At 57.0% G+C, this 26859-nt stretch carries 25 protein-coding genes and 2 tRNA genes; 5 read left to right on the forward strand and 22 right to left on the reverse strand.

What is annotated here, in order from left to right:
• Position 1: 1 nt before the first annotated feature.
• The 15 genes from nadA to aspS all read right to left on the reverse strand — a co-directional run bounded on the left by nadA (position 2) and on the right by aspS (position 12061).
• Entirely contained in the window at positions 2-1063 is a 1062-nt protein-coding gene (nadA, locus tag AAGD24_RS12020; protein ID WP_273096531.1) for a quinolinate synthase NadA, read from the reverse strand.
• 214 nt (positions 1064-1277) lie between these two features.
• Positions 1278-1353, reverse strand: a tRNA-Lys gene (locus AAGD24_RS12025).
• Positions 1354-1419: 66 nt separating this feature from the next.
• Positions 1420-1495 (reverse strand) — tRNA-Lys (locus tag AAGD24_RS12030).
• Positions 1496-1580: 85 nt separating this feature from the next.
• Positions 1581-2366, reverse strand: coding sequence for a tol-pal system protein YbgF (gene ybgF / locus AAGD24_RS12035; RefSeq protein WP_085680251.1), 786 nt, complete (start codon positions 2364-2366; stop codon positions 1581-1583).
• Between the two features lie 12 nt (positions 2367-2378).
• The gene (gene pal, locus AAGD24_RS12040; protein WP_036205364.1) at positions 2379-2957 is read right to left on the reverse strand and encodes a peptidoglycan-associated lipoprotein Pal; all 579 of its coding nucleotides are present in this window, start codon (positions 2955-2957) and stop codon (positions 2379-2381) included.
• A 72-nt stretch (positions 2958-3029) separates the two neighbouring features.
• Positions 3030-4313 carry a Tol-Pal system beta propeller repeat protein TolB gene (gene tolB / locus AAGD24_RS12045; protein WP_379867341.1) on the reverse strand — a complete coding sequence of 428 codons (1284 nt, stop codon included), beginning with the start codon at positions 4311-4313 and terminating at the stop codon, positions 3030-3032.
• Positions 4314-4375: 62 nt separating this feature from the next.
• A complete protein-coding gene (tolA, locus tag AAGD24_RS12050) occupies positions 4376-5350 on the reverse strand; it encodes a cell envelope integrity protein TolA (protein ID WP_379865249.1) in 975 nt (324 codons plus the stop codon).
• A gap of 78 nt (positions 5351-5428) precedes the next feature.
• Complete coding sequence (gene tolR, locus AAGD24_RS12055; protein ID WP_036205359.1) at positions 5429-5875, reverse strand: protein TolR; 447 nt, start codon at positions 5873-5875, stop codon at positions 5429-5431.
• 43 nt (positions 5876-5918) lie between these two features.
• Entirely contained in the window at positions 5919-6545 is a 627-nt protein-coding gene (gene tolQ, locus AAGD24_RS12060; protein WP_244264392.1) for a protein TolQ, read from the reverse strand.
• 77 nt (positions 6546-6622) lie between these two features.
• Complete coding sequence (ybgC, locus tag AAGD24_RS12065; protein WP_036205357.1) at positions 6623-7066, reverse strand: tol-pal system-associated acyl-CoA thioesterase; 444 nt, start codon at positions 7064-7066, stop codon at positions 6623-6625.
• Positions 7059-8087: a Holliday junction branch migration DNA helicase RuvB gene (gene ruvB, locus AAGD24_RS12070; RefSeq protein ID WP_036205355.1), complete on the reverse strand. Its 1029-nt coding sequence runs from the start codon at positions 8085-8087 to the stop codon at positions 7059-7061. Before ruvB ends, ybgC begins: the two co-directional genes overlap by 8 nt.
• Positions 8088-8249: 162 nt before the next feature.
• Positions 8250-8882, reverse strand: coding sequence for a Holliday junction branch migration protein RuvA (gene ruvA / locus AAGD24_RS12075; protein WP_075196204.1), 633 nt, complete (start codon positions 8880-8882; stop codon positions 8250-8252).
• A gap of 18 nt (positions 8883-8900) precedes the next feature.
• Positions 8901-9443: a crossover junction endodeoxyribonuclease RuvC gene (gene ruvC / locus AAGD24_RS12080; protein WP_379865252.1), complete on the reverse strand. Its 543-nt coding sequence runs from the start codon at positions 9441-9443 to the stop codon at positions 8901-8903.
• A 9-nt stretch (positions 9444-9452) separates the two neighbouring features.
• On the reverse strand, positions 9453-10202 hold the full coding sequence (locus AAGD24_RS12085) for a YebC/PmpR family DNA-binding transcriptional regulator (RefSeq protein ID WP_036205347.1): 750 nt from the start codon (positions 10200-10202) through the stop codon (positions 9453-9455).
• Between the two features lie 53 nt (positions 10203-10255).
• On the reverse strand, positions 10256-12061 hold the full coding sequence (aspS, locus tag AAGD24_RS12090; RefSeq protein ID WP_036205346.1) for an aspartate--tRNA ligase: 1806 nt from the start codon (positions 12059-12061) through the stop codon (positions 10256-10258).
• 194 nt (positions 12062-12255) lie between these two features.
• Here aspS and fabR point away from each other — a divergent pair, with 194 nt between their 5' ends.
• Positions 12256-12873, forward strand: coding sequence for an HTH-type transcriptional repressor FabR (gene fabR, locus AAGD24_RS12095; protein ID WP_075196207.1), 618 nt, complete (start codon positions 12256-12258; stop codon positions 12871-12873).
• Positions 12874-12900: 27 nt separating this feature from the next.
• Here fabR and AAGD24_RS12100 read toward each other — a convergent pair whose 3' ends face one another.
• From AAGD24_RS12100 to tadA, 4 genes are read right to left on the reverse strand one after another with little or no spacing between them, the layout of a single operon-like run.
• Complete coding sequence (locus AAGD24_RS12100; RefSeq protein ID WP_041334301.1) at positions 12901-13341, reverse strand: HIT domain-containing protein; 441 nt, start codon at positions 13339-13341, stop codon at positions 12901-12903.
• 1 nt (position 13342) lies between these two features.
• Positions 13343-14686, reverse strand: a complete 1344-nt coding sequence (locus AAGD24_RS12105) for a UDP-glucose/GDP-mannose dehydrogenase family protein (RefSeq protein ID WP_036205341.1) — start codon at positions 14684-14686, stop codon at positions 13343-13345.
• A gap of 53 nt (positions 14687-14739) precedes the next feature.
• The gene (gene galE / locus AAGD24_RS12110) at positions 14740-15723 is read right to left on the reverse strand and encodes a UDP-glucose 4-epimerase GalE (protein ID WP_091641313.1); all 984 of its coding nucleotides are present in this window, start codon (positions 15721-15723) and stop codon (positions 14740-14742) included.
• Positions 15724-15732: 9 nt separating this feature from the next.
• Positions 15733-16233: a tRNA adenosine(34) deaminase TadA gene (gene tadA / locus AAGD24_RS12115; protein ID WP_041334295.1), complete on the reverse strand. Its 501-nt coding sequence runs from the start codon at positions 16231-16233 to the stop codon at positions 15733-15735.
• Positions 16234-16578: 345 nt separating this feature from the next.
• Here tadA and AAGD24_RS12120 point away from each other — a divergent pair, with 345 nt between their 5' ends.
• The gene (locus AAGD24_RS12120; RefSeq protein WP_379865256.1) at positions 16579-17790 is read left to right on the forward strand and encodes a hypothetical protein; all 1212 of its coding nucleotides are present in this window, start codon (positions 16579-16581) and stop codon (positions 17788-17790) included.
• Between the two features lie 21 nt (positions 17791-17811).
• On the opposite strand, the gene guaA is transcribed toward AAGD24_RS12120, so the two are convergent.
• Both guaA and guaB read right to left on the reverse strand, forming a co-directional pair.
• Positions 17812-19389: a glutamine-hydrolyzing GMP synthase gene (gene guaA / locus AAGD24_RS12125; protein WP_036205338.1), complete on the reverse strand. Its 1578-nt coding sequence runs from the start codon at positions 19387-19389 to the stop codon at positions 17812-17814.
• 65 nt (positions 19390-19454) lie between these two features.
• Positions 19455-20918, reverse strand: coding sequence for an IMP dehydrogenase (guaB, locus tag AAGD24_RS12130; protein WP_007152454.1), 1464 nt, complete (start codon positions 20916-20918; stop codon positions 19455-19457).
• A gap of 228 nt (positions 20919-21146) precedes the next feature.
• Between guaB and xseA the strand changes: the two genes are divergently transcribed.
• From xseA to AAGD24_RS12145, 3 genes are all read left to right on the forward strand, one after another.
• On the forward strand, positions 21147-22502 hold the full coding sequence (gene xseA / locus AAGD24_RS12135; RefSeq protein WP_091641318.1) for an exodeoxyribonuclease VII large subunit: 1356 nt from the start codon (positions 21147-21149) through the stop codon (positions 22500-22502).
• A 111-nt stretch (positions 22503-22613) separates the two neighbouring features.
• Entirely contained in the window at positions 22614-24488 is a 1875-nt protein-coding gene (locus AAGD24_RS12140) for a propionyl-CoA synthetase (protein ID WP_273064983.1), read from the forward strand.
• A 319-nt stretch (positions 24489-24807) separates the two neighbouring features.
• The gene (locus tag AAGD24_RS12145) at positions 24808-25017 is read left to right on the forward strand and encodes a cold-shock protein (RefSeq protein ID WP_008169155.1); all 210 of its coding nucleotides are present in this window, start codon (positions 24808-24810) and stop codon (positions 25015-25017) included.
• Between the two features lie 77 nt (positions 25018-25094).
• Here the strand turns inward: AAGD24_RS12145 and leuA are convergent, their stop codons facing one another.
• Entirely contained in the window at positions 25095-26795 is a 1701-nt protein-coding gene (leuA, locus tag AAGD24_RS12150; protein ID WP_379865260.1) for a 2-isopropylmalate synthase, read from the reverse strand.
• Positions 26796-26859: the final 64 nt, after the last annotated feature.

The raw sequence follows: 26859 nt of genomic DNA on the forward strand, positions 1-26859 counted from the left end.
GTCAGGCGTTGCCGGCGGCCTTCAGATTCATCTCGGCGGTGAAATCCAGCATTCGCTGAAGCGGCCTCAACGCATCCTCCCGCAACGACGGGTCCACATGAACCTCCTGGTCGCCGTTCTCAATCACCGACAGCAGGTTCTCGAGGCCATTCATCGCCATCCACGGGCAATGGGCGCAGCTACGACAGGTGGCGCCGTTTCCGGCTGTTGGCGCCTCAATCAAGGTCTTATTGGGGGCCAACTGCTGCATCTTGTAGAAAATGCCGTTGTCGGTGGCAACGATAAACTGATCGTTGGGCAGCGTCTGTACCGCATGAATCAGCTGAGAGGTCGAACCGACAACATCGGCCATCTCGACCACCGCGTTGGGCGACTCAGGGTGCACCAGAACCGCCGCATCCGGATACAGCGCTTTCAGATCCTCCAGCCCCCGGTACTTGAACTCTTCATGTACGATGCATGAACCATCCCAGAGCAACACATCCGCACCGGTGGTTTTCTGCACGTAATGGCCCAAATGCTTGTCCGGGGCCCAGAGTATTTTTTCACCACGGGCATCCAGCGACTCCACAATGGCCTGAGCACAACTGGAGGTAACCACCCAGTCCGCCCTTGCCTTCACCGCTGCGGAGGTATTGGCGTAGACCACAACGGTACGGTCGGGGTGCTCGTCGCAAAAGGCCGAGAATTCGTCCGCGGGGCAGCCAATATCCAGTGAACAGGTGGCCTCCAGCGTGGGCATCAGCACACGTTTTTCCGGGTTCAGAATCTTGGCGGTTTCGCCCATGAAACGGACACCTGCCACGACCACGGTTGACGCTTTGTGCTGGTTGCCAAACCGGGCCATTTCCAGCGAGTCGGCAACACAGCCGCCGGTTTCCTCCGCCAGGCGCTGAATGTCAGGGTCGGTGTAGTAATGAGCCACGAGCACCGCATCCTGCGCTTTCAGCGCTGCTCGAATACGGGACTCAAGGTTTGCTTTCTCGTCGTCGCTCAGGGTCTTTGGCTCTGCCTGGTGTGCCAGATGTTCCTGAACGAGAATACGGTCTTCAACTCGCGTCATTACTGCATCTCTGTATTGCGTTAACGTCGGAAGTATATCACTTCGGCCACGACTTTCACTGGGCTGACACCCTGCTGTCACAGAGTTTTGCTTAGGTTACTTACATGCACCCTTTTAACTACGCCCACTATCACAGATGTATGACCGTATACCCAAAAAAAAAGAGCCCGAAGGCTCTTTTTTCGACAGGAGCCGCTTTGGCTTCCTGTTCTATTGGTGGGTCGTGAAGGATTCGAACCTTCGACCAATTGGTTAAAAGCCAACTGCTCTACCAACTGAGCTAACGACCCATAACTGTCGGCCCGAATCCGGGCCAGAACAACGCGACGACTCAGTCCACCGCCTCGTTCGTATTTTGGTGGGTCGTGAAGGATTCGAACCTTCGACCAATTGGTTAAAAGCCAACTGCTCTACCAACTGAGCTAACGACCCAAACGAGGCGCATATAGTAATGATTTTTCAGCGCCGATCAACCCCTAATTCCCAGGTTTCTCAACATTCTTCGTGGCAAGCACGATCAGCCGTTACTGGAGTCGAGGTACTTCTTGGCCAACTCAGCAGCGCTGGTATTCGGATAGTCGCGGACCACGGTTTCCATACGCCCGCGAGCCTGCTCCTTATCGCCTAGCCGGTCCAGGGTCACACCAAGCTTGTAAACAGCGTCCGGCGCCTTGCGATGATCCCCATAACGGGTTGCAACGATGGTGAACGCCTGCCGCGCCTGTTCGAGCTGTTCCTCAACGAGGTACACTTCGCCCAGCCAATAATAGGCGTTGACCGTCAGGTCCCCTTCCTCATACTCATCAATGAAGTCGTACAACCCATTGATCGCCTGGTCGTAGTTCTTTTCCTGATGGATCAGAGTCTGGATTTTCTGGTATTCCGTTCGCTCCTTGTCGGAAGGCTGCCGGTAGATTCTGGTTTTCACCCCCGAATTTCCTGCTGCCTCAGCCGAATCGGCTGCACCCTCTGAGCTCGCTGAGCTCGTCGCTGGTGCTTCCGAGACCTTTTCAGAGAGTTTCAGAATTCGCTGGTCAAGGTCGATGTAGCGGTCCCGTGACTGCTTGGTAAGCCGATCAATGAGGTTGCGCTGCTCTTCGACCCGCCCCTGCAATCGACGAACCTCGCCCTGCAGTTGCTGAATCATATAGAACAGTTCCGCATTGGCCTGACTGTTGCCAGCCTTGCGTTCTGCCTCGGACGCATTGTCCTGGAACGCTGGAGAAACGGATTGCGCCAGCGCGCCGCCCGCATGCCCGAAGGCAAGCGGGAGCATCACTGTCGCCATGAGCAGATGTCTCATGGGGTTCGCCTGTTACTGGAAAACGAGTTCAACGCGACGGTTCTGGGCCCACGCGCTCTCACTGGAACCCATCACTGCCGGCTTTTCTTCACCGTAGCTGATGGTTTCCGTCTGGCCGCGGGAAGCACCGTTCACGATCAGGAAACGCTCGATGGCGTTGGCACGACGCTCGCCCAATGCGAGGTTGTATTCTTTGGTGCCGCGCTCATCAGCATGCCCTTCAATACGGACATTCTGCCCCGGATTGGCTTGCAGGAACCGGGCGTGGGCCACCAGCACATCGCGGGCTTCGGTTTTGATTTCGGAGGTATCAAAATCAAAGTAGAAGGTGGTGATTTCGCGCATGGCGGCTTCTTCCGCCCGCGCAGCACGAGCTTCCGCTTCACGACGCTGCTCTTCGCTCATCTCGGATGAAGACACACCGCCGTCATCATCGCCGCCATAAACAGTGCTGCCACCTTCCTGGTCGACAGCAGAGACATCGGAACCGTACGCACCGTCTTCAGTGGTCTCACCGGTGCTGCTGCAACCGGCGATCAGACCAAGAGACATTACCATGGCGAATAATTTGTGGTGAGCTGATACGTTCATAATCACTTCCTTCCTTTTTGAGAGTCTGTTGTACGTTAATGCAAACGAACCTGTTCTGTTCGGAGTTCCGGTTTACCTGACGATCGGTGACCATGCCGGTTCACGCACATCACCCTCCGAGGCCGGCAGACTATAGGCCGCTCCGCCATCCGCGGCAATTACAGTTAGTACACTGTCGCCGCCCTGCTTGGTTGCATAGATCAACATCCGGCCATTGGGCGAAACACTGGGCGACTCATCGGACTCAGTTCGAGTGAGAATCGTTTCTTCCTCCGTCTGCAAGTTAGTCCGTGCTATATGAAACGCCTTGTCTCTCTGATGCACATAGTAGACGTACTTGCCGTCGTTGTCTGGCCGCGGGCGGGCATTGTAGCGACTACCGAAGGTAATCCTGCGGGGTTCCGCACTCTCACTGGACTTGTGGTAGATCTGCGGCCCACCGGAACGATCAGACGTAAAGAAGAAACCTTCACCCGTATGATCCCAGGTAGGCTCAGTATCAATAGACCAGTGATTGGTCAGCCGCTTGAGCGAGCGACTCTGAATATCCATCTTGTAGACCTCGGCATTGCCGTCCTTCGACAGGGTCATAAGCAACGACCGGCCATCCGGGCCCCATGCGGGAGCTGAATTCAAACCCCGGAAGTCCGCGATCCGCGTGCGGTTGCCCGATGAAAGCTCGTGGATATAGATTGCAGGCTTACCGGTTTCAAACGACACATAGGCAAGCCTCTTACCGTCGGGCGACCAGGCTGGTGACAAAATGGGTTCATCGCTTTCCAGCCTGACCTTGGCCCTTTTGCCATCCACGTCACTGACCTGCAGCCGATACAGGGCTTTGCCACCGGATCGCTGAAGCGTGACGTAGGCCAGCTTGGTAGAAAATGCGCCCGGCACACCGGTGATAGCCTCATAGACCTTGTCACTGATGTGGTGGGCAAGGCTCCGTGTGCTGTTCACCGATGAGGACGCCGTTGCCCCAAGGATCCGCTCCTCGCGGTTCACATCGTACAACTCATACCGGGCTTCAATCTTGTCGCCGGTACGTGTCAGCTGACCGACCAGAACGTAACGCTGCCCCAGAAGTCGCCAGTCGCGAAAATAGACCTCATCACCCTTTGACGGCAGGCTGAGCATTTTCTCTGGTGGCAGTGGCTTGAATTCACCGCTCATGGTGAGGTCGTCGCGGATGATACTGCTGATCTTATCGCCGGACGGCATGGTGCCGGATTCAGCGAATGGGACCACGGCGACCGGGATGGCCGAATCCGCACCCTCCGTGATTCGGATCAACAGCTCTGCGTGGGCCGCCGGACTGCTCCCTATCATCACCGCCAGCATCAGCAACCATGTCATTACCATGCCGGTTGGGGTTGTGCCTTTAGTACTCCGGTTCGTCATTTGATTTCCCATTGTCCTTATCTCAACCGCCGAGGATTGAACTCAATCGTAAACTGGCGAAAATACTTTTCAAACGTGTCCCGATCATCGGGAATCGGATAACGATTCAACGACTTAACCGCGCCCAGCGCCGAATTGTCGAATGCCGTGTTACCACTGGTGGAGACAAGCTTTACCGAGGCAAGTTCACCAGTCGGTAGCAAAGTGATCTGAAGCCGCGCAGTCATCTCCTCGGTTGCCGATGATGGCGGATACCAGGCCTGGCTCAATCGTTCACGAATCAGCGCCTGATATTTCTGGCTTTCCGTTAGCATCTGCGCTTCGCGCGCTTTAGCGGCAGCCGCCTCCCTCTTACGGCGCTCCTCCGCCTCGCGTTCCTGCTGGGCTTCTTCCGCCAGGGCTTCCAGTTGCTGTTCTTTCAGACGCCGCTCACGCTCCTTGCGTTTCCGTTCAGCTTCCTGGCGCTCTCGCTCTTCCCTCGCCTTGCGCTCAGCTTCTTCCTTGCGGCGCTGCTCCTCCGCACGGCGTTTTTCCTCGGCGGCCTTCCGGGCAGCCTCTTCCTGGCGACGCTTTTCTTCCTCGGCCTTTTGACGTTCACGCTCCTTGGCTTCAGCAGCAGCCTTCTGGCGGGCAGCCTCCTCCGCTTTGCGCTGCTGTTCACGTTCGCGCTTCGCCGCCTCTTCCTGGCGCTGCTGTTCCTGCTTGCGCTCTTTCTCCTGCTGGATGCGGCGGGCCTCTTCCCGTTCGCGTTCCTCTTCGGCCTTTCGACGTTCGGCTTCTTCCTTACGCTTCCGCTCTTCCTCCTGCCTGCGTTCTTCATCACGATCCGGTTCATCAACCGGTTCCGTCACCGGGCTAGGCTCAGGCTCGTTCGGAGTGATCAGGCGTGCAGAAATACTGGGCGGCGGCGGATCCTCCGAGGGATCGGTCCACGTCCATCCGGCCAAGGCCACGCCCAGGATCAACCCATGCAGCAGGATTGACAGAGCCACGGGCGACTTCCAGGGCGGCTGGCCCGTGTTGGTTACATCACGCTCATGACCTCTCACAAACACCTGCCTGCTCTGTACCTACTCATCAATGGATGGCGCTTCGGTGATCAATCCGACATTAGACGCCCCTGCGGCCTGTAACTGAGCCATCAGTCGAACAACGGTACCGTACTCAACATGCTCATCACCCCGAACAAGCACTTCGCGGTCCGTACGCTGGGACAGGATTTTGGCGATCCGGTCGCGAATGTCCGCGAGTGACATCGGGTCACTGCTTTCATCCCCGATATCCATGAAATACGCACCATTGCTGTCGACGGACACCACAATCGATTCCACGTTCTTGTCGGACTGGATCGGCTGCGATGTGGTTTCCGGCAGATCCACTTTTACGCCTTGCGTCAGCATCGGCGCCGTCACCATAAAGATGATCAGCAGCACCAGCATGACGTCGATGTAGGGTACGACGTTGATTTCAGACATCGGCTTGCGACTTCTCGCCGGCATCATTCCCATGCCTTTCATGTTTCTGCTCTCCCGACTGGCGGTCCGTTACTGGCTGCTATCCTCATGCGGCTGACTGCTCGCTGTTATGCACACGGCGATGGAGGATGCTCGAAAACTCATCGGCAAAGGTTTCATAGTTCTTCAGCAGCGCATCGGAAATAGCGGAGAAACGGTTATAGGCAATCACGGCGGGGATGGCCGCAAACAGGCCCATCGCCGTTGCTATCAATGCCTCGGAAATACCGGGGGCTACCGTGGCGAGGGTCGCCTGCTGAACCTGAGCCAGTCCCCGAAATGAATTCATGATGCCCCAGACCGTGCCAAACAGACCGACATAGGGGCTGGTGGAGCCGACGGTTGCAAGAAACGGCAAGTGCATCTCCAACCGCTCCTGCTCACGGGAAAACGCCACTCGCATCGCACGCTGGGTGCCTTCCATGACGGCATCGGCATCCCGGCTTTGCTGGCGCAGACGGGAAAATTCCTTGAAACCAGCCCGGAACAACGACTCCATGCCGGAGAACGGCGTCGGATTACTGTTCACTTCCCGGTAGAGCTGACCCAGGTCCATTCCGGACCAGAACCGTTCCTCGAACGCATACTGGGCCTGCTTGGCCTTGCGGAACACCTTCAGGCGCTGGAAGATCAGTGCCCAGGAGATAATGGACGCCAGGGCAAGCAACAGCATAACCAGCTGAACCAGCACGCCGGCGTTGGCGATGAGATACCAAACAGAAACTTCTGACTCCACCTTTTACTCCTGGATTATTCCACTTGTGAATTGGTTTTCAGGCTGCTTTCCAGCAACTCCAGCATGTTTACCGGAAGGCGTCTTGGCCGGCCGGAATCCAGTGCTATACAGGCCACACGCACATCCGCCGAGGCCAGTACCTTGTCATCGGAGCGGCGAACAACCTGTTGACGAAAATCCATCCATACACGGCCGAACGCCACTGGCTCCGCGGTCACTCGCAACTCATCGTCGAGCCTGGCCGGAGCACCGTAGTGAATCGACAGGCGCTGGACAACGTAACTGATGTTATCCGCCAGGCCGGCGCGAAGCCCGACACCCTTGTGACGAACCCACTCCGTACGGGCACGCTCCATATAGTGCAGGTACTTCGCGTGGTATACGATACCGCCGGCGTCGGTATCCTCGATGTACACGCGAACCGCCAACCCGACCGATGAATCATAACGCTCAGTCAAACAGGTCCTCCCGTTCCGGACCGGATGGCACGACGCCGAAATGCTGGTAGGCATTGGACGTCACCATACGCCCACGGGGCGTACGTACCATGAAACCCTGCTGAATCAGGAACGGCTCAAGAACGTCTTCGATAGTGCCTCGTTCTTCACTGATCGCCGCTGCCAGACTTTCGACACCGACCGGGCCACCATCAAACTTTTCAATCATCGCCAAAAGCAGGCGCCGGTCCATGTGATCAAACCCCTGGGCGTCCACTTTCAGCATGTTCAGTGCCTGGTCCGCAATGGACTCACTAATGCTGCCATCCGCTTTTACCTCAGCAAAGTCACGCACTCTGCGTAGCAGGCGGTTGGCAATACGGGGTGTTCCCCGGGAACGACGGGCAATTTCGTAAGCACCGCCGTTGTCGATAGCGACCGATGACAATCGCGCGGAACGGAGAATAATATCCGTCAGATCCTTGGTGTTATAGAACTCAAGGCGCTGGACGATGCCGAAACGATCCCGCAGCGGCGACGTCAGAAGCCCGGCGCGTGTCGTCGCACCCACCAGGGTAAAGGGGGGCAGGTCCAGTTTGATGGAGCGGGCCGCCGGGCCCTCTCCAATCATGATATCCAGTTGGTAGTCTTCCATCGCCGGGTAGAGCACTTCTTCCACGGCGGCGCTGAGACGATGAATTTCATCAATGAAGAGGACATCACCCTCTTCGAGGTTGGTCAGCATGGCGGCCAGATCACCGGCTTTTTCCAACACCGGGCCGGATGTGGTCTTAATGGACACACCCATTTCATTGGCAATGATGTTGGCGAGCGTGGTCTTGCCCAGCCCCGGCGGACCAAAGATCAGCACATGATCCAATGCCTCCTGGCGACCTCGCGCGGCGGAAATGAAGATTTCCATCTGCTCCCGCACAGCCGGCTGACCAACATAGTCCGCAAGCACACCGGGACGGATCGCTCGATCCTGCACTTCCTCATATTGTCCGGCCTGGGCTGTAATCAGGCGATCCGATTCAATCATTGAACTACCCGCTCAGAGGAAATCAACAACATGCCTGTACACTCGTATCGGGTTCATTATGCCCCAATTGTACAAACGGCGCTTTTGCTGTCACGTTACGCTCTCTACACATATGGGGCCAGGATGCGATTAATGACACTCTTTTAATCAGCCCGTTACCCATTAGTTGGCAGGAATCATTGCCCGTAGCGCCAACCGAATCAATTCCTGGCTCGACATGTTCTCTTCCGCCACTTTGCTGATCGCCTTGGACGCCTCCTGTGGCTTGTACCCCAGGGCAATCAGTGCGGCTTCCGCCTCTTCCCTGGGGTCATGACCTGCAGCAATGCTCGCGTTGGCTGAGTCGGAGGTAACCGTCGCATTTGGCGACGCTGGCGTGAACTGCCCTTCAAGTTGCCCTATACGATCTGTCATTTCAATAAGCAGGCGTTCGGCGGTTTTCTTGCCAACACCGGGAAGCTTGACCAGGGCATTAGCATCGCGAGCCTCAACGCAGCGGATAAACTGATTCGCATCCAACCCCGACAGAATCCCGGCGGCAAGCTTGGGACCAACCCCATTAACCTTGATCAGCAACCGGAACAGGTCCCGGTCCAGCCGTGAAGAGAAGCCGTAGAGGCTCTGGGCGTCCTCGCGAACAACAAAGTGGGTGTGGAGAACCAGCTCGTCGCCGGTTTCAGGAAGGTTAAAGAAGGTGGTGTAGGGAATATCGACTTCATACCCCAGGCCGGCGCATTCCACCAATGCCTGGGCGGGGGATTTTTCAATCAGGATGCCTCGGATACGACCAATCAACGGGTTTCTCCCTGGACTTCAATGAGTCTGGTTATTTCTTCGGACCCGGCCACTTCGCACTTTCCCGCCACCTCCGGACGCCAGCCGGGCAACGCTCTGGCTCATGTGGGCGTGGCACAGCGCAATCGCCAGGGCGTCTGCCGCGTCGGCCTGCGGCTTGCGAGACAGGGCCAGCAACACCTGGACCATATGCTGGACCTGGGACTTATCAGCGCCGCCTTTACCCACCACCGCCTGCTTGACCTGGCGGGCGGAATACTCGTGAACCGGCAAACCGCTGTTGGCGGCCGCTACAATCGCCGCTCCCCTGGCCTGCCCCAACTTCAGCGCTGAATCCGGGTTACGGGCCATGAATACCTGCTCGATGGCGAATTCTTCAGGGCGGTATTCGCCAATGAGCGTTGCCAGACTATGGAAGATGGTTTGCAGGCGTTCCGCCATGGGCTTCTCGCCGACCCGGATGCATCCACTGTCAATATATTCGATCACCCGGCCCTCGGCCCGGACAATGCCGTAACCGGTAATGCGTGACCCTGGGTCCACCCCCATGATTATCGACACGTTGCGCCCTTATTGATGGAGTGCCTCCATCACGTCCGCCGATATATCGGCGTTGTGATAGACATTCTGCACATCGTCCAGGTCTTCCAGCATATCGATGAGCTTGAGGATGGGCTCTGCGCCCTCCTCATCCAGCTCTACAGTGGTTGAGGGCACCATAGTGACTTCTGCGTTATCGGGTATCAGGCCGGACTCCACCAGGGACTGTTTAACATCGAGGAACTGATCTGGCACGGTGACTATCTCGAAAGAGCCGTCGCCGAGCGTCGCCAGGTCCTCGGCACCGGCAACCAGGGCCGCTTCCATCAGCCGGTCTTCGTCCATCTCCGGGCTGTAGCTGATAATACCCTGCTTACTGAACAGATACGCTACCGAACCGTCAGTGCCGAGATTACCACCCATCTTGTTCAGGGCGTGACGAATGTCGGCCACAGTGCGGTTGCGGTTATCCGTCATGACTTCCACAAAGATAGCAACGCCACCGGGACCGTACCCTTCGTAGGTCAGTTCCTCGTAATTGCTGTCGTCACCATCCCCGGCACCCCGCTCAACGGCGCGCTCGATAGTGTCCTTCTTCATGTTGGCGGTGAGGGCCTTGTCGATCACGCCCCGCAATCGCGGATTGTCATCCGGGTTTCCCCCGCCCTGACGGGCCGCCACCGTCAACTCGCGAATGATCTTGGTGAAAATCTTACCGCGTTTGGCGTCCTGAGCCGCTTTACGGTGCTTGATGTTGGCCCATTTACTGTGTCCAGCCATAATCAACTCCGTTCAGTCGCGGAGCACACATAGGGGTGTGCTCCGGCATTGCGTTACTCGCCTGCCTGGGTGTCTTCCTTACTTTCGCCGGCCTTAGCCACGGGCTTGCGGCGGCGAATATGAAGCTCACGCAACTGCTTGTCGTCCACTTCTCCGGGAGCCTGTGTCATCAGACAGGTGGCGCTCTGGGTTTTCGGGAACGCAATCACATCACGGATAGAACTGGCACCGGTCATCAGCATGATCAACCGGTCCAGACCAAACGCCAGGCCACCATGGGGAGGGCAACCGTATTTCAGCGCATCCAGCAGGAACCCGAACTTGGCTCGTGCTTCTTCGTGCTCAATACCCAGGGTACGGAACACGCTTTCCTGCATTTTTTCGTCATGAATACGGATGGAACCGCCACCGAGCTCGGTGCCATTGAGCACCATGTCGTAGGCGCGGGACAATGCCGTCGCCGGTGACGCTTCCAGCTCGTCACCAGAACAGGATGGCGCCGTGAACGGATGGTGAATCGCAGTCAGGCTTCCGTCAGATGTTTCCTCGAACATCGGGAAGTCCACCACCCACATCGGCGCCCACTCGGACGTCAGCATGTTCAGGTCGTGGCCGACCTTGATGCGAAGCGCGCCCAGGGCTTCGTTGACCACGTTGGTCTTATCGGCGCCGAAGAACACGATATCGCCATCTTCCGCACCGGAGCGCTCGATGACAGCCTGCGCAACATCGTCACCCAGGAATTTGATGATCGGCGACTGCAGGCCTTCAACGCCCTTGGAAGTATCATTGACCTTGATGTAGGCCAGCCCCTTGGCACCGTAGATACCCACGTACTTGGTGTAGTCGTCGATCTGTTTTCGGGTCAGCTCGCCGCCCTTCGGAACACGTAGTGCTGCTACGCGGCCCTTGGGGTCATTAGCCGGACCGGCAAACACCTTGAAGTCAACGCCCGCAACCAGATCACCCACGTCAACCAGCTCAAGCGGGATACGCAGGTCCGGCTTGTCGCTGCCATAACGCTGCATTGCCTCGGCGTACGGCATGCGCGGGAATTCAGGCAGATCCACTTCCAGAACATCCTTGAACAGCGAACGAATCATGTTCTCGTTCAGGGTCATCAAGGTCTCCTCGTCGATGAACGAGGCCTCGATGTCAATCTGCGTGAATTCCGGCTGACGGTCGGCACGCAGGTCTTCGTCGCGGAAACACTTGGCGATCTGGTAATAGCGATCCACACCGGACACCATCAGCAATTGCTTGAAAAGCTGCGGGGACTGGGGAAGTGCAAAGAAGGAGCCTTCATGGGTGCGGCTTGGCACCAGGTAGTCACGTGCGCCTTCCGGAGTGGCGCGGGTCAGGATAGGCGTCTCCACATCCATAAAGCCGTTGCTATCCAGAAAGTTGCGAATATAGCTGGTCACCCTGGAACGGAAACGCAGTCGGTTCAGCATTTCCGGGCGACGCAGGTCCACAAAGCGATACTTCAGGCGAACGTCTTCACCGACATCCACATGCTCATCTAGCGGGAACGGAGGCGTTGCAGCGGCATTCAGGATGGATAACTGCTTACCCAGCAGCTCAACCTGCCCCGTCGGCATGTTGGCGTTTTCGGTACCAGCGGGACGACGGCGCACACGGCCGGTCACCTGAATAACGAATTCACTGCGGACCTTCTCCGCCAGATTGAAGCTCTCTGGGGTATCCGGATCGAACACGACCTGGGAAATACCGTCCCGATCGCGAAGGTCCAGAAAGATCACCCCACCGTGATCGCGGCGACGATGAACCCAACCGCAAAGAGTAACTTCCTGATCGATGTGAGATTCGTTGATTCCACCGCAATAATGACTGCGCATACCGGTTCCCGTTGTATCTGATGTGTGCGTAAAAGTTTGCAAAAATGGTTCTGGCGGACCCTACTGCAAAAGCGGCCCATTATAAACACAATGAACGGGAAAATCAGGCTTCCATCACCGTGGGTGACGGTAAAACATTTGGCCGCTAGAATGGGCCGATTTACCGCCCTATTTACCGCCCTATGGAGCCGCCCTTGTCAGCCCGAGCCGAACAGAAACTCCGCACTCGCCGTGCCCTGATGGACGCCGCCCTTGCTCAACTCAGTGCGGACCGGGGCTTTGGCAGCCTGAGCCTGCGGGAAGTGGCAAGGGAAGCTGGCATTGCGCCGACATCGTTCTACCGGCACTTTTCCGAGCTCGACGAGCTGGGGCTTGCCCTGGTGGACGAAGGCGGTGTCGCCCTGCGACAACTCATGCGCCAGGCACGCAAGCGAATTGCACGAAACGGCAGCGCCATCAGCACCTCGGTGGACACCTTCATGGAGTATCTTGGCAACAACTCCAATCTGTTTCGTCTGATGCTGAGGGAAAGCACCGGGGTATCAAAACCCTTCCGCACCGCCATCAAAGCTGAAATCGACCACTTTGTGACCGAACTGGCTGCAGATCTGGCGCGCATCGCGGATGAAGAGAATCGCCCCCTATCCGACTCCAAACTGGTGGCAGACGCCATGGTGACACTGGTGTTTAACCAAGGCGCCGAGGCGCTTGACGCAACACCACCGGAAAAGGAAGCCTTGAAGGACAAACTGAAAACCGAGCTCAGGATGATCCTCGTTGGATCACGCACCATCGCCCGGCACAAACGCTAAGCTACCCGGCTTTGCCGGAAGAGATTGCTACGCCACTATTTGCGAGAGCCGACCCAGCAACGGCTTCAGTTGTTCGCTTATTCTGGCCAGATCGCTGACACTGTAGGGCTTCGGCGGAAGTTTGCCCCAGACCGGGCCCGGCCAGGCAGAGTCGCCGTCAAAACGCACGATATGATGAAGGTGAAGTTGCGGCACCATGTTACCCAACGCCGCAACATTGAGCTTATCCCCACCGAACAATTCCATCATGCCCTCCCCAAGAAGGGACGATTCCGCCAGCAGCTGCCGCTGTTGCTCCGGAGCCAGCTGATAGATCTCCCGCACACTGCCAACCCTTGGTACCAGAAGGATCCAGGGCCAGTTGCTGTCGTTCATCAGCCGAATTTCACACAGCTTGCTCTGTCCGAGGCTGACTGTGTCAGCTTCCAGACGCTCGTGCAGAACAAACGGCGACTCCGCCCCACTCATATTAACCTCCGTGGAACTGGTTCCGGCCACGGCCAATGGCGTAGTAGATCATACCGTGGCGCTCAAGCATTTCAGGTTCGTACAGGTTGCGCCCGTCAAACACGACAGGCTCCTTCAGGTTTGCGGCTATGGCTTCGAAATCCGGAGAGCGGAACTCCTTCCACTCGGTACAGATGGCCAGCACATCGGCCCCTTTCAGCGCCTGCTCCTTGGTGCCGCAGAGGGTTAACCCTGGCTGATCGCCAAAGATACGCTGGGTCTCTTCCATGGCTTCCGGGTCAAAGGCCTGCACGCTCGCTCCGGCCTTCCAGAGGTCCTGCATCAGGGCTCGGGACGATGCTTCACGCATATCGTCGGTGTTGGGCTTGAATGCCAACCCCCAGATCGCGACGACCTTGCCCTTCAGGTTGCCACCGAAGTAATGACTGATCTTGTCGAACAACACGTGCTTCTGGGCATTGTTCACGGCTTCCACGGCGTTCAACAGGCGGGAGTCGTAGTCACAATCCCTGGCTGTGCGGGTCAATGCCTGGACATCTTTCGGGAAACAGGAGCCGCCGTAACCGCAACCGGGGTAAATAAAGTGGTAGCCGATGCGGGGGTCGGAACCAATGCCACGACGCACATTTTCTATATCGGCCCCCAAACGCTCCGCCAGGTTGGCTATTTCATTCATGAAACTGATCTTGGTGGCCAGCATGGAGTTGGCTGCGTACTTGGTCAGTTCCGCAGACCGGATGTCCATGAAAATCATGCGGTCGTGGCTACGATTGAACGGGTAGTAGACCTCATGCAGCAACTCTTTGGCCCGCTCACTGTCGGTGCCAACGATAATGCGGTCGGGCTTCATGAAATCGGTAATGGCCGCGCCTTCCTTAAGAAACTCAGGGTTGGACACGACATCGAAGTCCAGCTCCAGCCCGCGCTTGTCCAGCTCGGAACGCACCGCAGCCTTGACCCTGTCGCCAGTACCAACCGGCACGGTGGACTTGTCCACCACCACCTTGTAGTCATCCATATATTGGCCAATGGAGCGCGCCACGGCGGTCACATACTGCAGGTCGGCGGAACCGTCTTCATCAGGCGGTGTACCCACTGCAATGAACTGCAGAGACCCATGGGCCACGGCTTCTTGGGTATCGGTGGTGAACGCCAGGCGGCCTGCCTCGACCGTATGCTTTACGATGGACTCGAGGCCAGGCTCATAAATCGGTATATGGCCGTTCCTAAGCTTATCAATCTTGCCCTGATCCACATCCATACACAGAACGTGATGACCCACATCGGCCAGACAGGCACCCGTGACAAGACCAACGTAACCTGTGCCAAAAATAGTAATTTTCATCCTTTAAAACCCTGATGTCTGCAATTTATGGTTGGTATTCGATGTGCGGCCTCTCAGCCCTGCTTATCCTGCCAGATCCTCTCCCAGGCCAGGGCTGTGCCGACGATGGTATCCAGGTCGTCGTAATCCGGCTGCCAGCCCAGTACCTTTTTGATTCGCGAGTTGTCAGCCATCAGCGCGGCTGGGTCCCCTGCCCGACGGCCGGTTTCCTGCACCGGAAAGTCGTTGCCTGACTGGCGCTTGACCACATCAATAACTTCGCGGACGGTAAACCCACGCCCGTAGCCACAGTTCAGCACCCGTGACTCACCTCCACCGGCCATATACTCCAACGCCATCACATGAGCCTTGGCCAGGTCTTCCACGTGGATGTAGTCGCGGATGCAGGTACCGTCACGGGTGTCGTAGTCGGTGCCAAACACGCTCATGCCATCGCGCTTGCCCGTCACACACTCACACGCAACCTTGATCAGGTGCGTAGCTTCAGGCGTTGCCTGACCCAGCAAACCGTCCGGATTGGCCCCAGCTACGTTGAAGTAACGCAGGATCACGTAATTGAGGGATGACGCGGCAGCCAGATCCATGATCATCCGCTCGCTCATCATCTTTGAGGCGCCATAGGGATTGATCGGCGCCAGCGGAAGATCTTCCGTCAGTACGGTTTCCTCTGGCATGCCATAAACGGCAGCCGTCGACGAAAACACCATGTAAGGTACCTGGTGTTCTTCTACTGCCTTCAGCAAATTCAGCGTGTTACGGGTATTGTTGCTGTAGTACTTGAGGGGGTTCTCGACCGATTCCGGCACCACGATATTGGCGGCGAAATGCAGCACGGCTTCAAAGCGGTGCTGGCTGAAAAGGTCCGCAATGGCCTGTTCATCGGCGAGGTCTCCGATCACAAGCTCACCACAGGTGACCGCCCAACGGTATCCGGTGGACAGGTTATCGAAAACAACAATGTCGTGTCCGGCTTCGCCCAGTTGCCTTACGACATGACTACCTATATACCCGGCTCCGCCGGTTACCAGAACTTTCATGATCGATCGTCACTCCTTCCCTGAAAACAGTTGCCTCCGGCGGCGGATGTCGGCCCGCCGACGCGTGAAGAATTCGCTGATAACATGGCTGCACTGATCCGCCAGAACACCTCCGACAGACTCAACACGCCAGTTGAGATGTGGCTCGTTCAGTGTTTGCCGAGCCGACACCACGGCACCCGCCTTCGGTTCCGCCGCACCGTACACCAAACGACTGATGCGGCTGTGCACAATGGCGCCCACACACATGGTGCACGGCTCAAGGGTGACGTAAAGCGTGGCACCCGGCAACCGGTAATTGCCCGCACGTCTTGCCGCGTCCCGCAGGGCGCGTATTTCAGCATGAGCTGTGGGGTCGCATCCACTGATCGGTGCATTATAGCCAGCTCCGATTTCCCGTCCATCCAGCACGACCACTGCACCAACTGGCACCTCACCAGCGGCTCCGGCCTGACGGGCCAGCTGCAGCGCACGCTTCATCCAGGAATAATCAACATCAGTGCCAGCCATAATGCCTGCCCGGTCACACCCCTCTGTTCGTCACGTCAGCGCTCGACAAAACGGGGTATGCAACCTATTAAAACAAAAGATTTATTGAGGGATGATTAAAGGGTGCAGCAACAATATCTGAGGCGGCATAATTTGTACCATCATCAACCAGGCGACATATTACCAAAGTTGGAAACGAGTGCGCGAATACCTGAATTCGCGTCTATTCAGCAGATTTCATCATTGCCTGGCATTCAGTTTAGAGTAAAAGCACGCCAACCCGGAACTTTCATTACCTCACAATGTCCACAGCATCGTGACGTACGATTACAATAAAGGTCTTCCCGAATGACAGGAGTCGTTCTCATGAGCCTACCTGCATCCCTGACAGCTGCAGTCGTCGTTCTACTCGGCACCACGCAAGCCTCCCTTGCGCAAAACAATTTGCAATCTTCACTACCGGAAGGTGCCGGCAAAGCATTGGTTGAGAAAGCCTGCACGGCCTGCCATGGCGTCTCCACCATCAAGCGCTCAGCTGGCTATAGCTCACCCGAAAAGTGGCGACGGGTTTTCTCTACCATGATTGACCTGCAGGATGAGCAGGCCACCAGGATCGCCAATTATCTGGCCCAACACTTTCCGGAAGACCCCAGCAGGCGACCAACACTGGTTCCGGGAAACGTCGACATTGAGATTACCGAATGGACAACACCTACCCTTGGTCAGCGCACTCGGGACCCGATTGAAGCACCAGACGGCTCTATCTGGTGGACAGGTATGTGGGCGAGCCTGGTTGGAAAACTGAACCCGAATACTGGCGAAATGAAAGAATACAATTTACCGCCATCAGCCCGGCCACACTCCATTGTCCCTGATGAGGATGGCAACATCTGGTACACCGGAAACAGCAACGCCACTATCGGGAAGCTGAATCCGGACACCGGCAATATCACTGAATATGAAACGCAGGCCAAAGACCCTCACTCTGCCGTGTTTCATCCCAACGGCAACCTGTATTTCACGGCTCAGCACGCGGCCATGCTGGGCCGACTGGATCCTGAAACCGGTGTATTGAAGGAAGTGAACACTGAAGCCAGGCCCTATGGAATCAAGGTAGATTCCAACGGCACCGTTTGGATTGCCTACAATGGCACGAACAAGATTGGCGCCATGAACCCGAACACTATGGAGGTTCGTTATTACAACCTGCCGGATAAACGAACCCGAGTACGTCGACTTGACCTGGATAGCCAAGGCAACGTTTGGTACGTCAATTCAACGAGGGGAAAAATCGGCCGACTGAACCCGGATACCGGCGCAATCACCGAATGGGATTCCCCCAGCGGCACGGACTCTCATCCTTACGCATTGGCCGTCATCGACGACATTATCTGGTACAACGAATCGGGCATGCGACCTGATGCACTCGTCAGATTCGACCCGAAAGCCGAGACCTTTCAAAGCTGGGCCATTCCCTCGGGAGTTGGGATCATTCGCAATGTTTGGGTGACTGAAGAAGAAAACCTGCTAATCCATCAAAGCAGCACCAATCAGGTCGGGTTGGTCAGAATTAACTGACCAACCCGACCAGCATACCGGTCACTCCCACTCGATGGTTGCCGGCGGCTTGGAGGAAACGTCGTAGGTTACCCGGGACACACCTTCAATTTCATTGATGATGCGATTGGATACCGTTTCCAGCAGATCGTACGGCAGGTGTGCCCAACGGGCGGTCATGAAATCGATGGTTTCCACTGCGCGCAATGCCACCACGTATTCATAGCGTCGGGCATCACCTACCACTCCAACCGATTTGACGGGCAGGAAGACCGCAAATGCCTGACTGGTTTTGTGGTAAAAGTCAGCACGGTGCAACTCTTCCAGGAAAATAGCATCAGCCCGACGGAGGATTTCGGCGTATTCCTTCTTCACTTCACCCAGAATCCGCACGCCCAGGCCGGGCCCGGGGAATGGGTGGCGATACACCATGTCGTAAGGCAGTCCAAGCTCCAGGCCAATACGGCGAACCTCGTCCTTGAACAGTTCCCGCAGCGGCTCCACCAGCTTCATTTTCATGGTTTCCGGCAGACCACCCACATTATGGTGGGATTTAATAACATGGGCTTTACCGGTCTTGGAGGCTGCGGATTCAATGACATCCGGGTAGATGGTGCCTTGGGCCAGCCAGTTCACATCGCGGATGTTGGCGGCTTCTTCGTCGAACACATCAATGAAGGTGTTGCCAATGATCTTGCGCTTCTGCTCAGGATCATCAACACCCTTGAGCTTGGACAGGAACAGGTCTTCGGCATCAACGCGAATAACCTTCACACCCATGTTGCTGGCGAACATATCCATCACCTGATCGCCTTCGTTCAGGCGTAACAAGCCGTTGTCCACGAACACACAGGTCAACTGGTCGCCGATGGCTTTGTGAAGCAGCGCAGCGGTAACGGAAGAATCCACACCACCAGACAGACCCAGAAGCACCTTGCCACTGCCCACCTGGTTACGGATCTGTTCCACCGCATCGTCAACAATCTTGGCTGGCGTCCACAGAGCCTCGCACTGGCAGATGTTGAGAATGAAGTGCTCCAGGATGCGCTTGCCCTGCAGGGTATGGGTCACTTCCGGGTGGAACTGGACGCCGTAGAGGTTACGCGACGTATCCTGCATGGCCGAAATCGGCGCACTCTCCGTTGATGCCAGCAGTTCGAAGCCCTCCGGCATCACCACAACCTTGTCGCCATGGCTCATCCACACATCCAGCAAAGATTCGCCGGTTGCCGTGAGATGGTCTGTAATATCTTTCAGCAAAGGCCCCTTGGCCCGCACTTTGACCTGGGCATAGCCAAATTCCCGCTTCTCGGAACTGGCAACACGACCGCCCAGCTGCTCGGCCATGGTCTGCATGCCATAACAAATGCCCAGAACCGGAATCCCTTTTTCGAACAGGCCTTCCGGCGCACGAGGGCCACCCAGTTGAGTCACGGACTCGGGGCCGCCTGCGAGAATGATACCTTTGGGATTGAACTCTTTCAGTTCCTCATCGGTAATATCAAAGGCCTTGATCTCACAATAGACCCCAATTTCCCGAACCCGGCGCGCGATGAGCTGGGTGTACTGGGAACCGAAATCGAGAATCAGAATACGGTGGTCGTGGATGTTATGGGCCATGAAATCCTCGGAGCAGAAAGAAAAAACGCGGCTCACTGGGTGAGCCGCGCCCGAATCGACAGTGGTCAGCCGATACGGTAGTTAGGGGCTTCTTTGGTGATGGTCACGTCGTGGACGTGACTCTCACGCATGCCCGCATTGGTGATGCGGACGAACTCAGGCTTGGTGCGCATTTCTTCCATGGTGGCACTGCCGGTATAACCCATGGAAGCCCGCAGGCCGCCCATCAACTGGTGCACAATGTTCCGCATCGGGCCCTTGCAGGCAACGCGGCCTTCAATGCCTTCCGGCACCAGCTTCTCAATGCCTTTACTGGCGTCCTGGAAGTAACGGTCACTGGACCCCTGCCCCATGGCTCCAATGGAACCCATGCCGCGGTAGGCTTTATAGCTACGGCCCTGATACAGCTCAACCTCGCCCGGGGCTTCGTCAGTACCGGCCAGCAGGCTGCCGATCATGACACTGTAGGCTCCGGCTGCAATGGCCTTGGAAATATCGCCAGAGAAGCGAACGCCACCATCCGCGATCACGGGCACGCCACGGTCTTTCAAGGCGGCGGCCACATTGGACACTGCTGTGATCTGTGGCACGCCAATGCCGGCCACAATACGGGTCGTGCAGATGGAACCGGGACCGATACCTACCTTGACCGCGTCTGCACCAGCGTCGGCCAGATCGATTGCGGCATCAGACGTAGCAATGTTGCCGCCGATCACCTGAACTTCCGGGAAATGTTCTTTAATCCAGCGAACCCGGTCGAGCACGCCCTTGGAATGGCCATGGGCCGTATCCACTACGATCACGTCAACTCCTGCCTCAACCAGCGCGGCTACACGTGCATCTGTATCTGCACCGGTGCCAACGGCAGCGCCAGCTCGAAGACGGCCCTGCTCGTCCTTGCAAGCGAGCGGATAGTCCTTCGCCTTCTGGATATCCTTGACGGTAATCAGCCCGCGCAATTCAAAGTCGTCATTCACGACCAGGACTTTTTCAATGCGGTGACGATGCAACAGCTCTTTCACGTCGTCCAGGTTGGCACCCTCTTTCACCGTCACCAACTTGTCCTTGGCGGTCATGATTTCCGAGACAGGCGTGTCCAGGCGGCTTTCAAAGCGAATATCACGACCGGTGACGATACCAACGAGATCGACACCGTCCACCACCGGCAGCCCCGAAATGTTGTTGGCCATGGTAATGTCCACGAGTTCGCGAACCGTAGTGTCCGGCGTCACCGTGATAGGATCCTTCACGACGCCGCTTTCGAACTTCTTGACCTTGCGGACGGCCGCGGCCTGCTGCTCAACAGACATGCTCTTGTGCATGATGCCGATGCCACCTTCCTGGGCCATGGAAATGGCCAGATCAGCTTCGGTCACGGTATCCATAGCCGCTGATACCAGCGGAATATTCAGGGTGATACCTTTGGTCAGCTGGGTTTGCAGGCTGACCTGGTGAGGAAGAACCTCTGAGCGTCCTGGAACGAGCAGTACATCGTCAAAGGTGAGGGCTTCTTCGGCAATTCGCAGCATTGGGATCCGCCTTTTGAACATGCTAGATTGGAGAATTCTGACACCACACCCCGCAGGCTGTGGCAGTACAAAATTCTTAATCGACCTATTATAAATGGGCCTTGGTTGACAGTAAACCGGGGCTGACTACCTATTGGGTTGCATCTTTTTGAATTTTCGCTATTTTTACTCTCCAATTTTCGGCTTTTGCGTATACAGCAACCCCACAGAAACGAAGGAGCACCCCCTTTGGACAGCGGTTTCCAGGATTCCCGGCCCCGAGCGCTGAGTGTCAGCGAGCTCAATCACCAGGCCCGCCACCTGCTGGAAGCCAGCTTCATGCAGGTTTGGGTTGAGGGTGAATTGTCCGGATTCTCCCGCCCCTCTTCTGGCCATTGGTATTTTTCCCTGAAAGATCGCAAATGCCAGATCCGCTGCGCCATGTTCCGGGGCTTCAACCAGCGGGTGAAAGAAATTCCGAAGGAAGGCGAGCAGGTTCGCATCCGCGGCAAGGTAACGCTTTACGAAAACCGGGGTGATTTCCAGATCATTGTCGAGCATGTCGAGCCAGCGGGACTCGGCGCGTTGCAGCAGGCCTATGAGGAGCTCAAACGCAAGCTGCAGATGGAGGGTCTGTTCGATGCAGCCCGCAAAAAACCGCTGCCATCAACCCCTCGCCACATTGGGGTTGTGACATCGCCCACCGGAGCCGCCATTCACGATATCCTGACCGTACTTGCCAGACGATGCCCGGCCATTCCCGTCACCCTTTACCCCACCGCTGTCCAGGGGCAGGCAGCAACAGCTGACATTGTCCGCGCCATTGACCGGGCAGCCCGACACGGACTCGCCGATGTGCTGATTATTGGTCGCGGTGGTGGCTCACTGGAAGATCTTTGGTGTTTCAACGAGGAAGCCGTCGCCCGCGCCATAGCAGCATGCCCCCTGCCAACGGTCAGTGCGGTTGGCCACGAAGTGGACGTAACCATTGCCGACTTTGTCGCCGACCTGCGGGCACCCACACCGTCCGCCGCTGCGGAAAAGATATCACCCGATCAGCAGGACTGGCTGCGACAGCTCAAGGAACGCGAACATCGACTCGCCGGCGCCGCCAGCCGAGCCCTAAAACGCATGGGGACTCAGCTGGCGCATCTTTCCGCCAGGCTCAGGGATCCCCGGCGTGAACTGATGGAAAAAGCCCAGCGCATGGACGACCTCGACCTGCGGCTGGGCAAGGCCATGCGTCAACGCATGGAGCGGGAAAAGGTACGCGCTGAGCACCTTGGCCAGCGCCTGAGAATGCAGTCTCCCGCAAAACGGCTCGACGACAACCGCAGGAGCGTCAGCCAGCTGTCCGAACGACTAACCCGCTTGGCTCGCCAGTCCGTCGTCCAACGCCAGGAGCGCCTTGAGCATCTGGCTCAAACACTGAATGTGGTCAGCCCGCTGGCGACGCTGGGGCGGGGGTACGCCATCGTCCAGCAGGAAAACGGGGATATAGTTCGCCAGGCCAGTGAACTCGCGCCCGGCGACAGGATCACCGCCCGTGTTGCCAGCGGCCACGTTGAAGCGAACGTGACCGCGGTCAATTCAGGAAACCAATAACTTTCAAAAAGACAGAAACTTAGCCTATGGTCTAGTAGTCCTATACCTCAAAGCGCCTAAAGTTGTGGGTATTACAAAACACAACAACAACAGTGATGCGAGGTGGATGTTATGGACTACCACTCCGAGTTCAGGCAATCAATCGACCAGCCTGACGCCTTCTGGCGCGAGAAAGCGTCTGCCATTGACTGGATGGAGCCCCCGAAAACCATCTGGCAGCCCACCGATAACGGACATGGGGAGTGGTTTCCCGATGGTGTCCTTAACACCTCCGACATAGCACTGGATGCCAACATCCGGGCCGGGCGCGGCGAACAGAAAGCCCTGATTTACGATTCTCCGGTCACCGGCACCACCCGCTCATACACCTACAATGAGCTCACCCGTGCGGTGGCAACCTTCGCCGGTGCCCTCCAGGACAGAGGCATCACCAAGGGTGACCGGGTGATTCTCTACATGCCCATGATTCCGGAAGCCGTCATTGCCATGCTGGGATGCGCCCGGATTGGCGCCATTCATTCCGTGGTCTTTGGCGGTTTCGCATCCAATGAACTGGCGGTGCGCATCGATGATGCCAAGCCCAAGGCCGTCATCACAGCCTCCTGCGGCATCGAAGTCAGCAAGGTCATCGAATACAAGCCCTTGGTGGACAAAGCCATCGATCAGGCGGACCACAAGCCCGAGTGTTGCATTGTGTTTCAGCGCCCGCAGGCTCAGGCCACGCTTCAGGAAGGTCGCGATTTCGACTGGGGTGAAATGGTTAGCCGGGCCCGGGCGGTAGACCCGGTGCCTGTCAGGGCCACCGACCCGCTTTATATCCTCTACACGTCCGGAACCACCGGTAAACCCAAGGGCGTTGTGCGCGACAACGGCGGCCATGCCGTCGCTCTTCGCTACAGCATGCACCTGGTTTACGACGCCAGCCCGGGAGATGTCTACTGGGCCGCATCGGACGTTGGCTGGGTGGTCGGGCACAGCTATATCGTCTATGCCCCCTTGTTTGCAGGCTGCACCACCATCCTTTACGAGGGCAAGCCGGTCAAAACTCCGGATGCCGGCGCCTTCTGGCGCGTGGTCCAGGACCACGGCGTGAATCTGTTGTTCACGGCACCGACCGCCTTCCGGGCGGTCCGCAAGGAAGACCCTGAGGCTGATCAGCTGTCCCGCTACGACATCAGTTCCCTGAAGCGCCTCTTCCTGGCCGGCGAACGACTGGACCCACCCACCTACGAATGGCTGAAGGAACATACCCGCCTGCCAATACTGGACCATTGGTGGCAAACCGAAACCGGCTGGGCAATCTGCTGCAACCCGGTGGGCATCGAGATGATGACGACGAAACCCGGCTCCGCCACGCTTCCGTCCCCCGGATTCAACGTTCAGGTGGTGGACATGGAGGGCCATCAGGTGCCCGCCGGCGAACAGGGCCAGATTGCCGTTAAGCTGCCATTGCCTCCGGGCTGCATGTCCACGGTCTGGGGTGACGACGCCCGATTCCGTAACACTTATCTTGCCCCCATCGAAGGTTTCTACAGTTCTGGTGATGGAGGATTTGTTGATGAAGACGGCTATGTGTTCGTGATGGGAAGAACGGACGACGTTATCAACGTCGCGGGCCACCGGTTGTCCACCGGAGAGATGGAGGAAGTGGTGGCGGCCCACCCGGCCATCGCGGAATGCTGCGTGGTCGGTGCTCACGACGACATGAGAGGCCAGGTGCCCGTGGGGCTCGTACTGATCAAGGACGGCGCAACCATCGACCACGACGAACTTGAAGAAGAGCTGGTTGAGATGGTGCGCGAAAAAATCGGCGCTATTGCCTGCTTCCGCAAGGCGTTGGTCGTGGAACGACTCCCCAAAACCCGGTCCGGCAAGATCCTGCGCCGGGTAATCCGACAAATCGCCGATGGTGAGGACTACGCAGTGCCAAGCACGATTGACGACCCCGCCATACTGGAAGAAATCAGCGAGCAGTTCAAAAGCTGACCACGAGACGCCGTCACCAATCGGAACCTGCGCCACAACGGTGCATCCGTTTGGTGACGATTTTATGACAACTTGTTGTTTTTGCGGATTAAAAAACTTAAATAAAGTGCTAAAAAAAGCGTTGACGCCCTCCCAACTCGGTCTATACTGAAATTGCTGTGAAAATACAGCGGTATTTGGTGAATGCGTTTCAACGTCCTGCCGCAGTGCTCTTCGTTGCCCCTTTCCTCAGTACTTTCTGAATTTTTACAGCGCCGGTATTCCGACTGGATACCGATGGTCCCGTGAGGGCAAAATTTCAGAAATACAGGAAAGATCAATGTCAGATACAAAAACAGGCCACGTAAAGTGGTTTAACGAGTCCAAGGGCTTCGGCTTTATCGCCCAGGACGGTGGCAGTGACGTTTTCGTTCACTATAGTGCAATCAACGCGAGCGGTTTCCGCACCCTGACCGAAGGTCAACAGGTGCAGTTTACCGTGACTCAGGGTCCGAAAGGTCCCCAGGCGGAAAACGTAACCCCAGTCTGAGGTTACGCGACCCCGCCCTATGCCCCTCACGGGCACAGGGAATCCGAAAAAGCCGGCATTCGCCGGCTTTTTCTTTTTCAGGCACCTGCTTCCGCCGACGCCTTATTGGTGACCCCATCCCGACGACCAGCTTCGACCACCTGGGAAACCGCTGAAAACAGCGCCTGCAAGGTAGCCGACGTGGTATCCTCGGCCAGAGCGGCCGCACTGCAGTGATGTCCATCCACCGTCACACGGATACAGGCCAGTGCATTGGCGTTGGTGCCCTCCCCCAATGCAAATTCATCGTAGGCTTCTACCGCCAGGGTTACGCCGTATTCCGCCTCCAACGCCGCTGACACTGCCTCGACCGCTCCGAGGCCATGACCTTTCAGTATGATCGGGTCGCTTTCAGCGCCAATACTCACAACGGCATTCACGCCCTCATCATCCCGGTGAAGGTCATAGGATCTCAACTCCCAGGCTTTGGCCACCTTCAGGTAACGATCTTCGAACAACCGATGAATCGTCAGTGAGTCAATCTCTCCGCCGTTGGTTTCGGCCTCTCGCTGCACCAGCTTACTGAACTCGATCTGCAACCACCGTGGCAGGCTGATGTTGTAATCACGCTCCAGGACATAAGCCACACCACCTTTGCCAGACTGGCTGTTGATGCGAACCACTTCCTCATAACGGCGACCGAGGTCGTGAGGATCGATGGGCAGATACGCCACATGCCAGCTTTCGCCTTCGGTGCGGCGGGCCAGGCATTTACGGATGGCATCCTGGTGGCTGCCCGAGAAGGCTGTAAACACAAGCTCACCGGCATAGGGGTGGCGGGGATGGGTGGAAATCTCGGTACAGGCTTCAACCACATCGGTAATCTCGGCCATTCCAGACAGGTCCAGCGTCGGATCCACGCCCTGGGAGTAAAGATTCATCGCCATGGTGACCAGGTCCATGTTGCCGGTACGCTCACCATTGCCCATCAGCGTGCCTTCCACCCGGTCAGCGCCGGCCATCACCGCCAGCTCCGCCGCCGCTACAGCACAGCCACGGTCGTTGTGGGTATGGACGCTGATACTGATGTGCTCGCGATACCGAACGTGATCGCAGATCCACTCGATCTGATCGGCAAATACATTGGGGGTCGCCATTTCCACGGTGGCTGGCAGGTTGATCACCACCGGCTGGCCCTGATCCGGGCGCCAGACGTCGTTTACTGCATCGATCACGTCCGCGGCGTATTCCAGTTCCGTTCCGGTAAAGCTCTCCGGCGAATACTGGAAAGTCCATTCGGTCTCCGGGTACTTGGCGGCGTTGGCCTTGACGATGCGGGCACCATTGACCGCAATATCTTTCACGCCTTCGCGGTCCATGCCGAAGACCTGCTCCCGCTGAACCGTCGACGTCGAGTTGTACACATGTACGATAGCCTTGCGAGCCCCCTTAAGGGCATCGTAGGTGCGCTCAATCAGCTCCGGCCGCGCCTGGGTCAGCACCTGAATGTGCACATCATCGGGAATGCGATCTTCTTCAATAAGTTTGCGACAAAAATCAAAATCCGGTTGGCTCGCTGCAGGAAAGCCAATCTCGATTTCCTTGAACCCCAGCTTTACCAGCAAATCAAACATCCGCTGCTTCTGCGCTACCGACATCGGCTTTACCAGTGCCTGGTTGCCATCCCGCAGATCCACCGCACAAAAACGGGGAGCGGTGGTGATGACTTTGTCAGGCCAGCGACGATCGGTTTTCGCCACCGGCGTAAACGCAACGTATTTACGATGATCAAATGCCATTGGGGTGATTCCTTGCTGTTCTCACGGGGAATTCATTGATTGTGTATCAGGATAACGCGTCACA

It is taken from the genome of Marinobacter sp. M5B (assembly GCF_042604615.1).
Taxonomy (GTDB): domain Bacteria; phylum Pseudomonadota; class Gammaproteobacteria; order Pseudomonadales; family Oleiphilaceae; genus Marinobacter; species Marinobacter salarius.

Coding starts and splice junctions, on each gene's coding strand:
- nadA (WP_273096531.1), bottom strand. CDS start 1,063: ATGACGCGAGTTGAAGACCGTATTCTCGTTCAGGAACATCTGGCACAC.
- ybgF (WP_085680251.1), bottom strand. CDS start 2,366: ATGAGACATCTGCTCATGGCGACAGTGATGCTCCCGCTTGCCTTCGGG.
- pal (WP_036205364.1), bottom strand. CDS start 2,957: ATGAACGTATCAGCTCACCACAAATTATTCGCCATGGTAATGTCTCTT.
- tolB (WP_379867341.1), bottom strand. CDS start 4,313: ATGACATGGTTGCTGATGCTGGCGGTGATGATAGGGAGCAGTCCGGCG.
- tolR (WP_036205359.1), bottom strand. CDS start 5,875: ATGAAAGGCATGGGAATGATGCCGGCGAGAAGTCGCAAGCCGATGTCT.
- tolQ (WP_244264392.1), bottom strand. CDS start 6,545: ATGCTGTTGCTTGCCCTGGCGTCCATTATCTCCTGGGCACTGATCTTC.
- ruvB (WP_036205355.1), bottom strand. CDS start 8,087: ATGATTGAATCGGATCGCCTGATTACAGCCCAGGCCGGACAATATGAG.
- AAGD24_RS12085 (WP_036205347.1), bottom strand. CDS start 10,202: ATGGCTGGACACAGTAAATGGGCCAACATCAAGCACCGTAAAGCGGCT.
- aspS (WP_036205346.1), bottom strand. CDS start 12,061: ATGCGCAGTCATTATTGCGGTGGAATCAACGAATCTCACATCGATCAG.
- AAGD24_RS12100 (WP_041334301.1), bottom strand. CDS start 13,341: ATGAGTGGGGCGGAGTCGCCGTTTGTTCTGCACGAGCGTCTGGAAGCT.
- AAGD24_RS12105 (WP_036205341.1), bottom strand. CDS start 14,686: ATGAAAATTACTATTTTTGGCACAGGTTACGTTGGTCTTGTCACGGGT.
- galE (WP_091641313.1), bottom strand. CDS start 15,723: ATGAAAGTTCTGGTAACCGGCGGAGCCGGGTATATAGGTAGTCATGTC.
- tadA (WP_041334295.1), bottom strand. CDS start 16,233: ATGGCTGGCACTGATGTTGATTATTCCTGGATGAAGCGTGCGCTGCAG.
- AAGD24_RS12120 (WP_379865256.1), top strand. CDS start 16,579: ATGAGCCTACCTGCATCCCTGACAGCTGCAGTCGTCGTTCTACTCGGC.
- guaA (WP_036205338.1), bottom strand. CDS start 19,389: ATGGCCCATAACATCCACGACCACCGTATTCTGATTCTCGATTTCGGT.
- guaB (WP_007152454.1), bottom strand. CDS start 20,918: ATGCTGCGAATTGCCGAAGAAGCCCTCACCTTTGACGATGTACTGCTC.
- AAGD24_RS12140 (WP_273064983.1), top strand. CDS start 22,614: ATGGACTACCACTCCGAGTTCAGGCAATCAATCGACCAGCCTGACGCC.
- AAGD24_RS12145 (WP_008169155.1), top strand. CDS start 24,808: ATGTCAGATACAAAAACAGGCCACGTAAAGTGGTTTAACGAGTCCAAG.
- leuA (WP_379865260.1), bottom strand. CDS start 26,795: ATGGCATTTGATCATCGTAAATACGTTGCGTTTACGCCGGTGGCGAAA.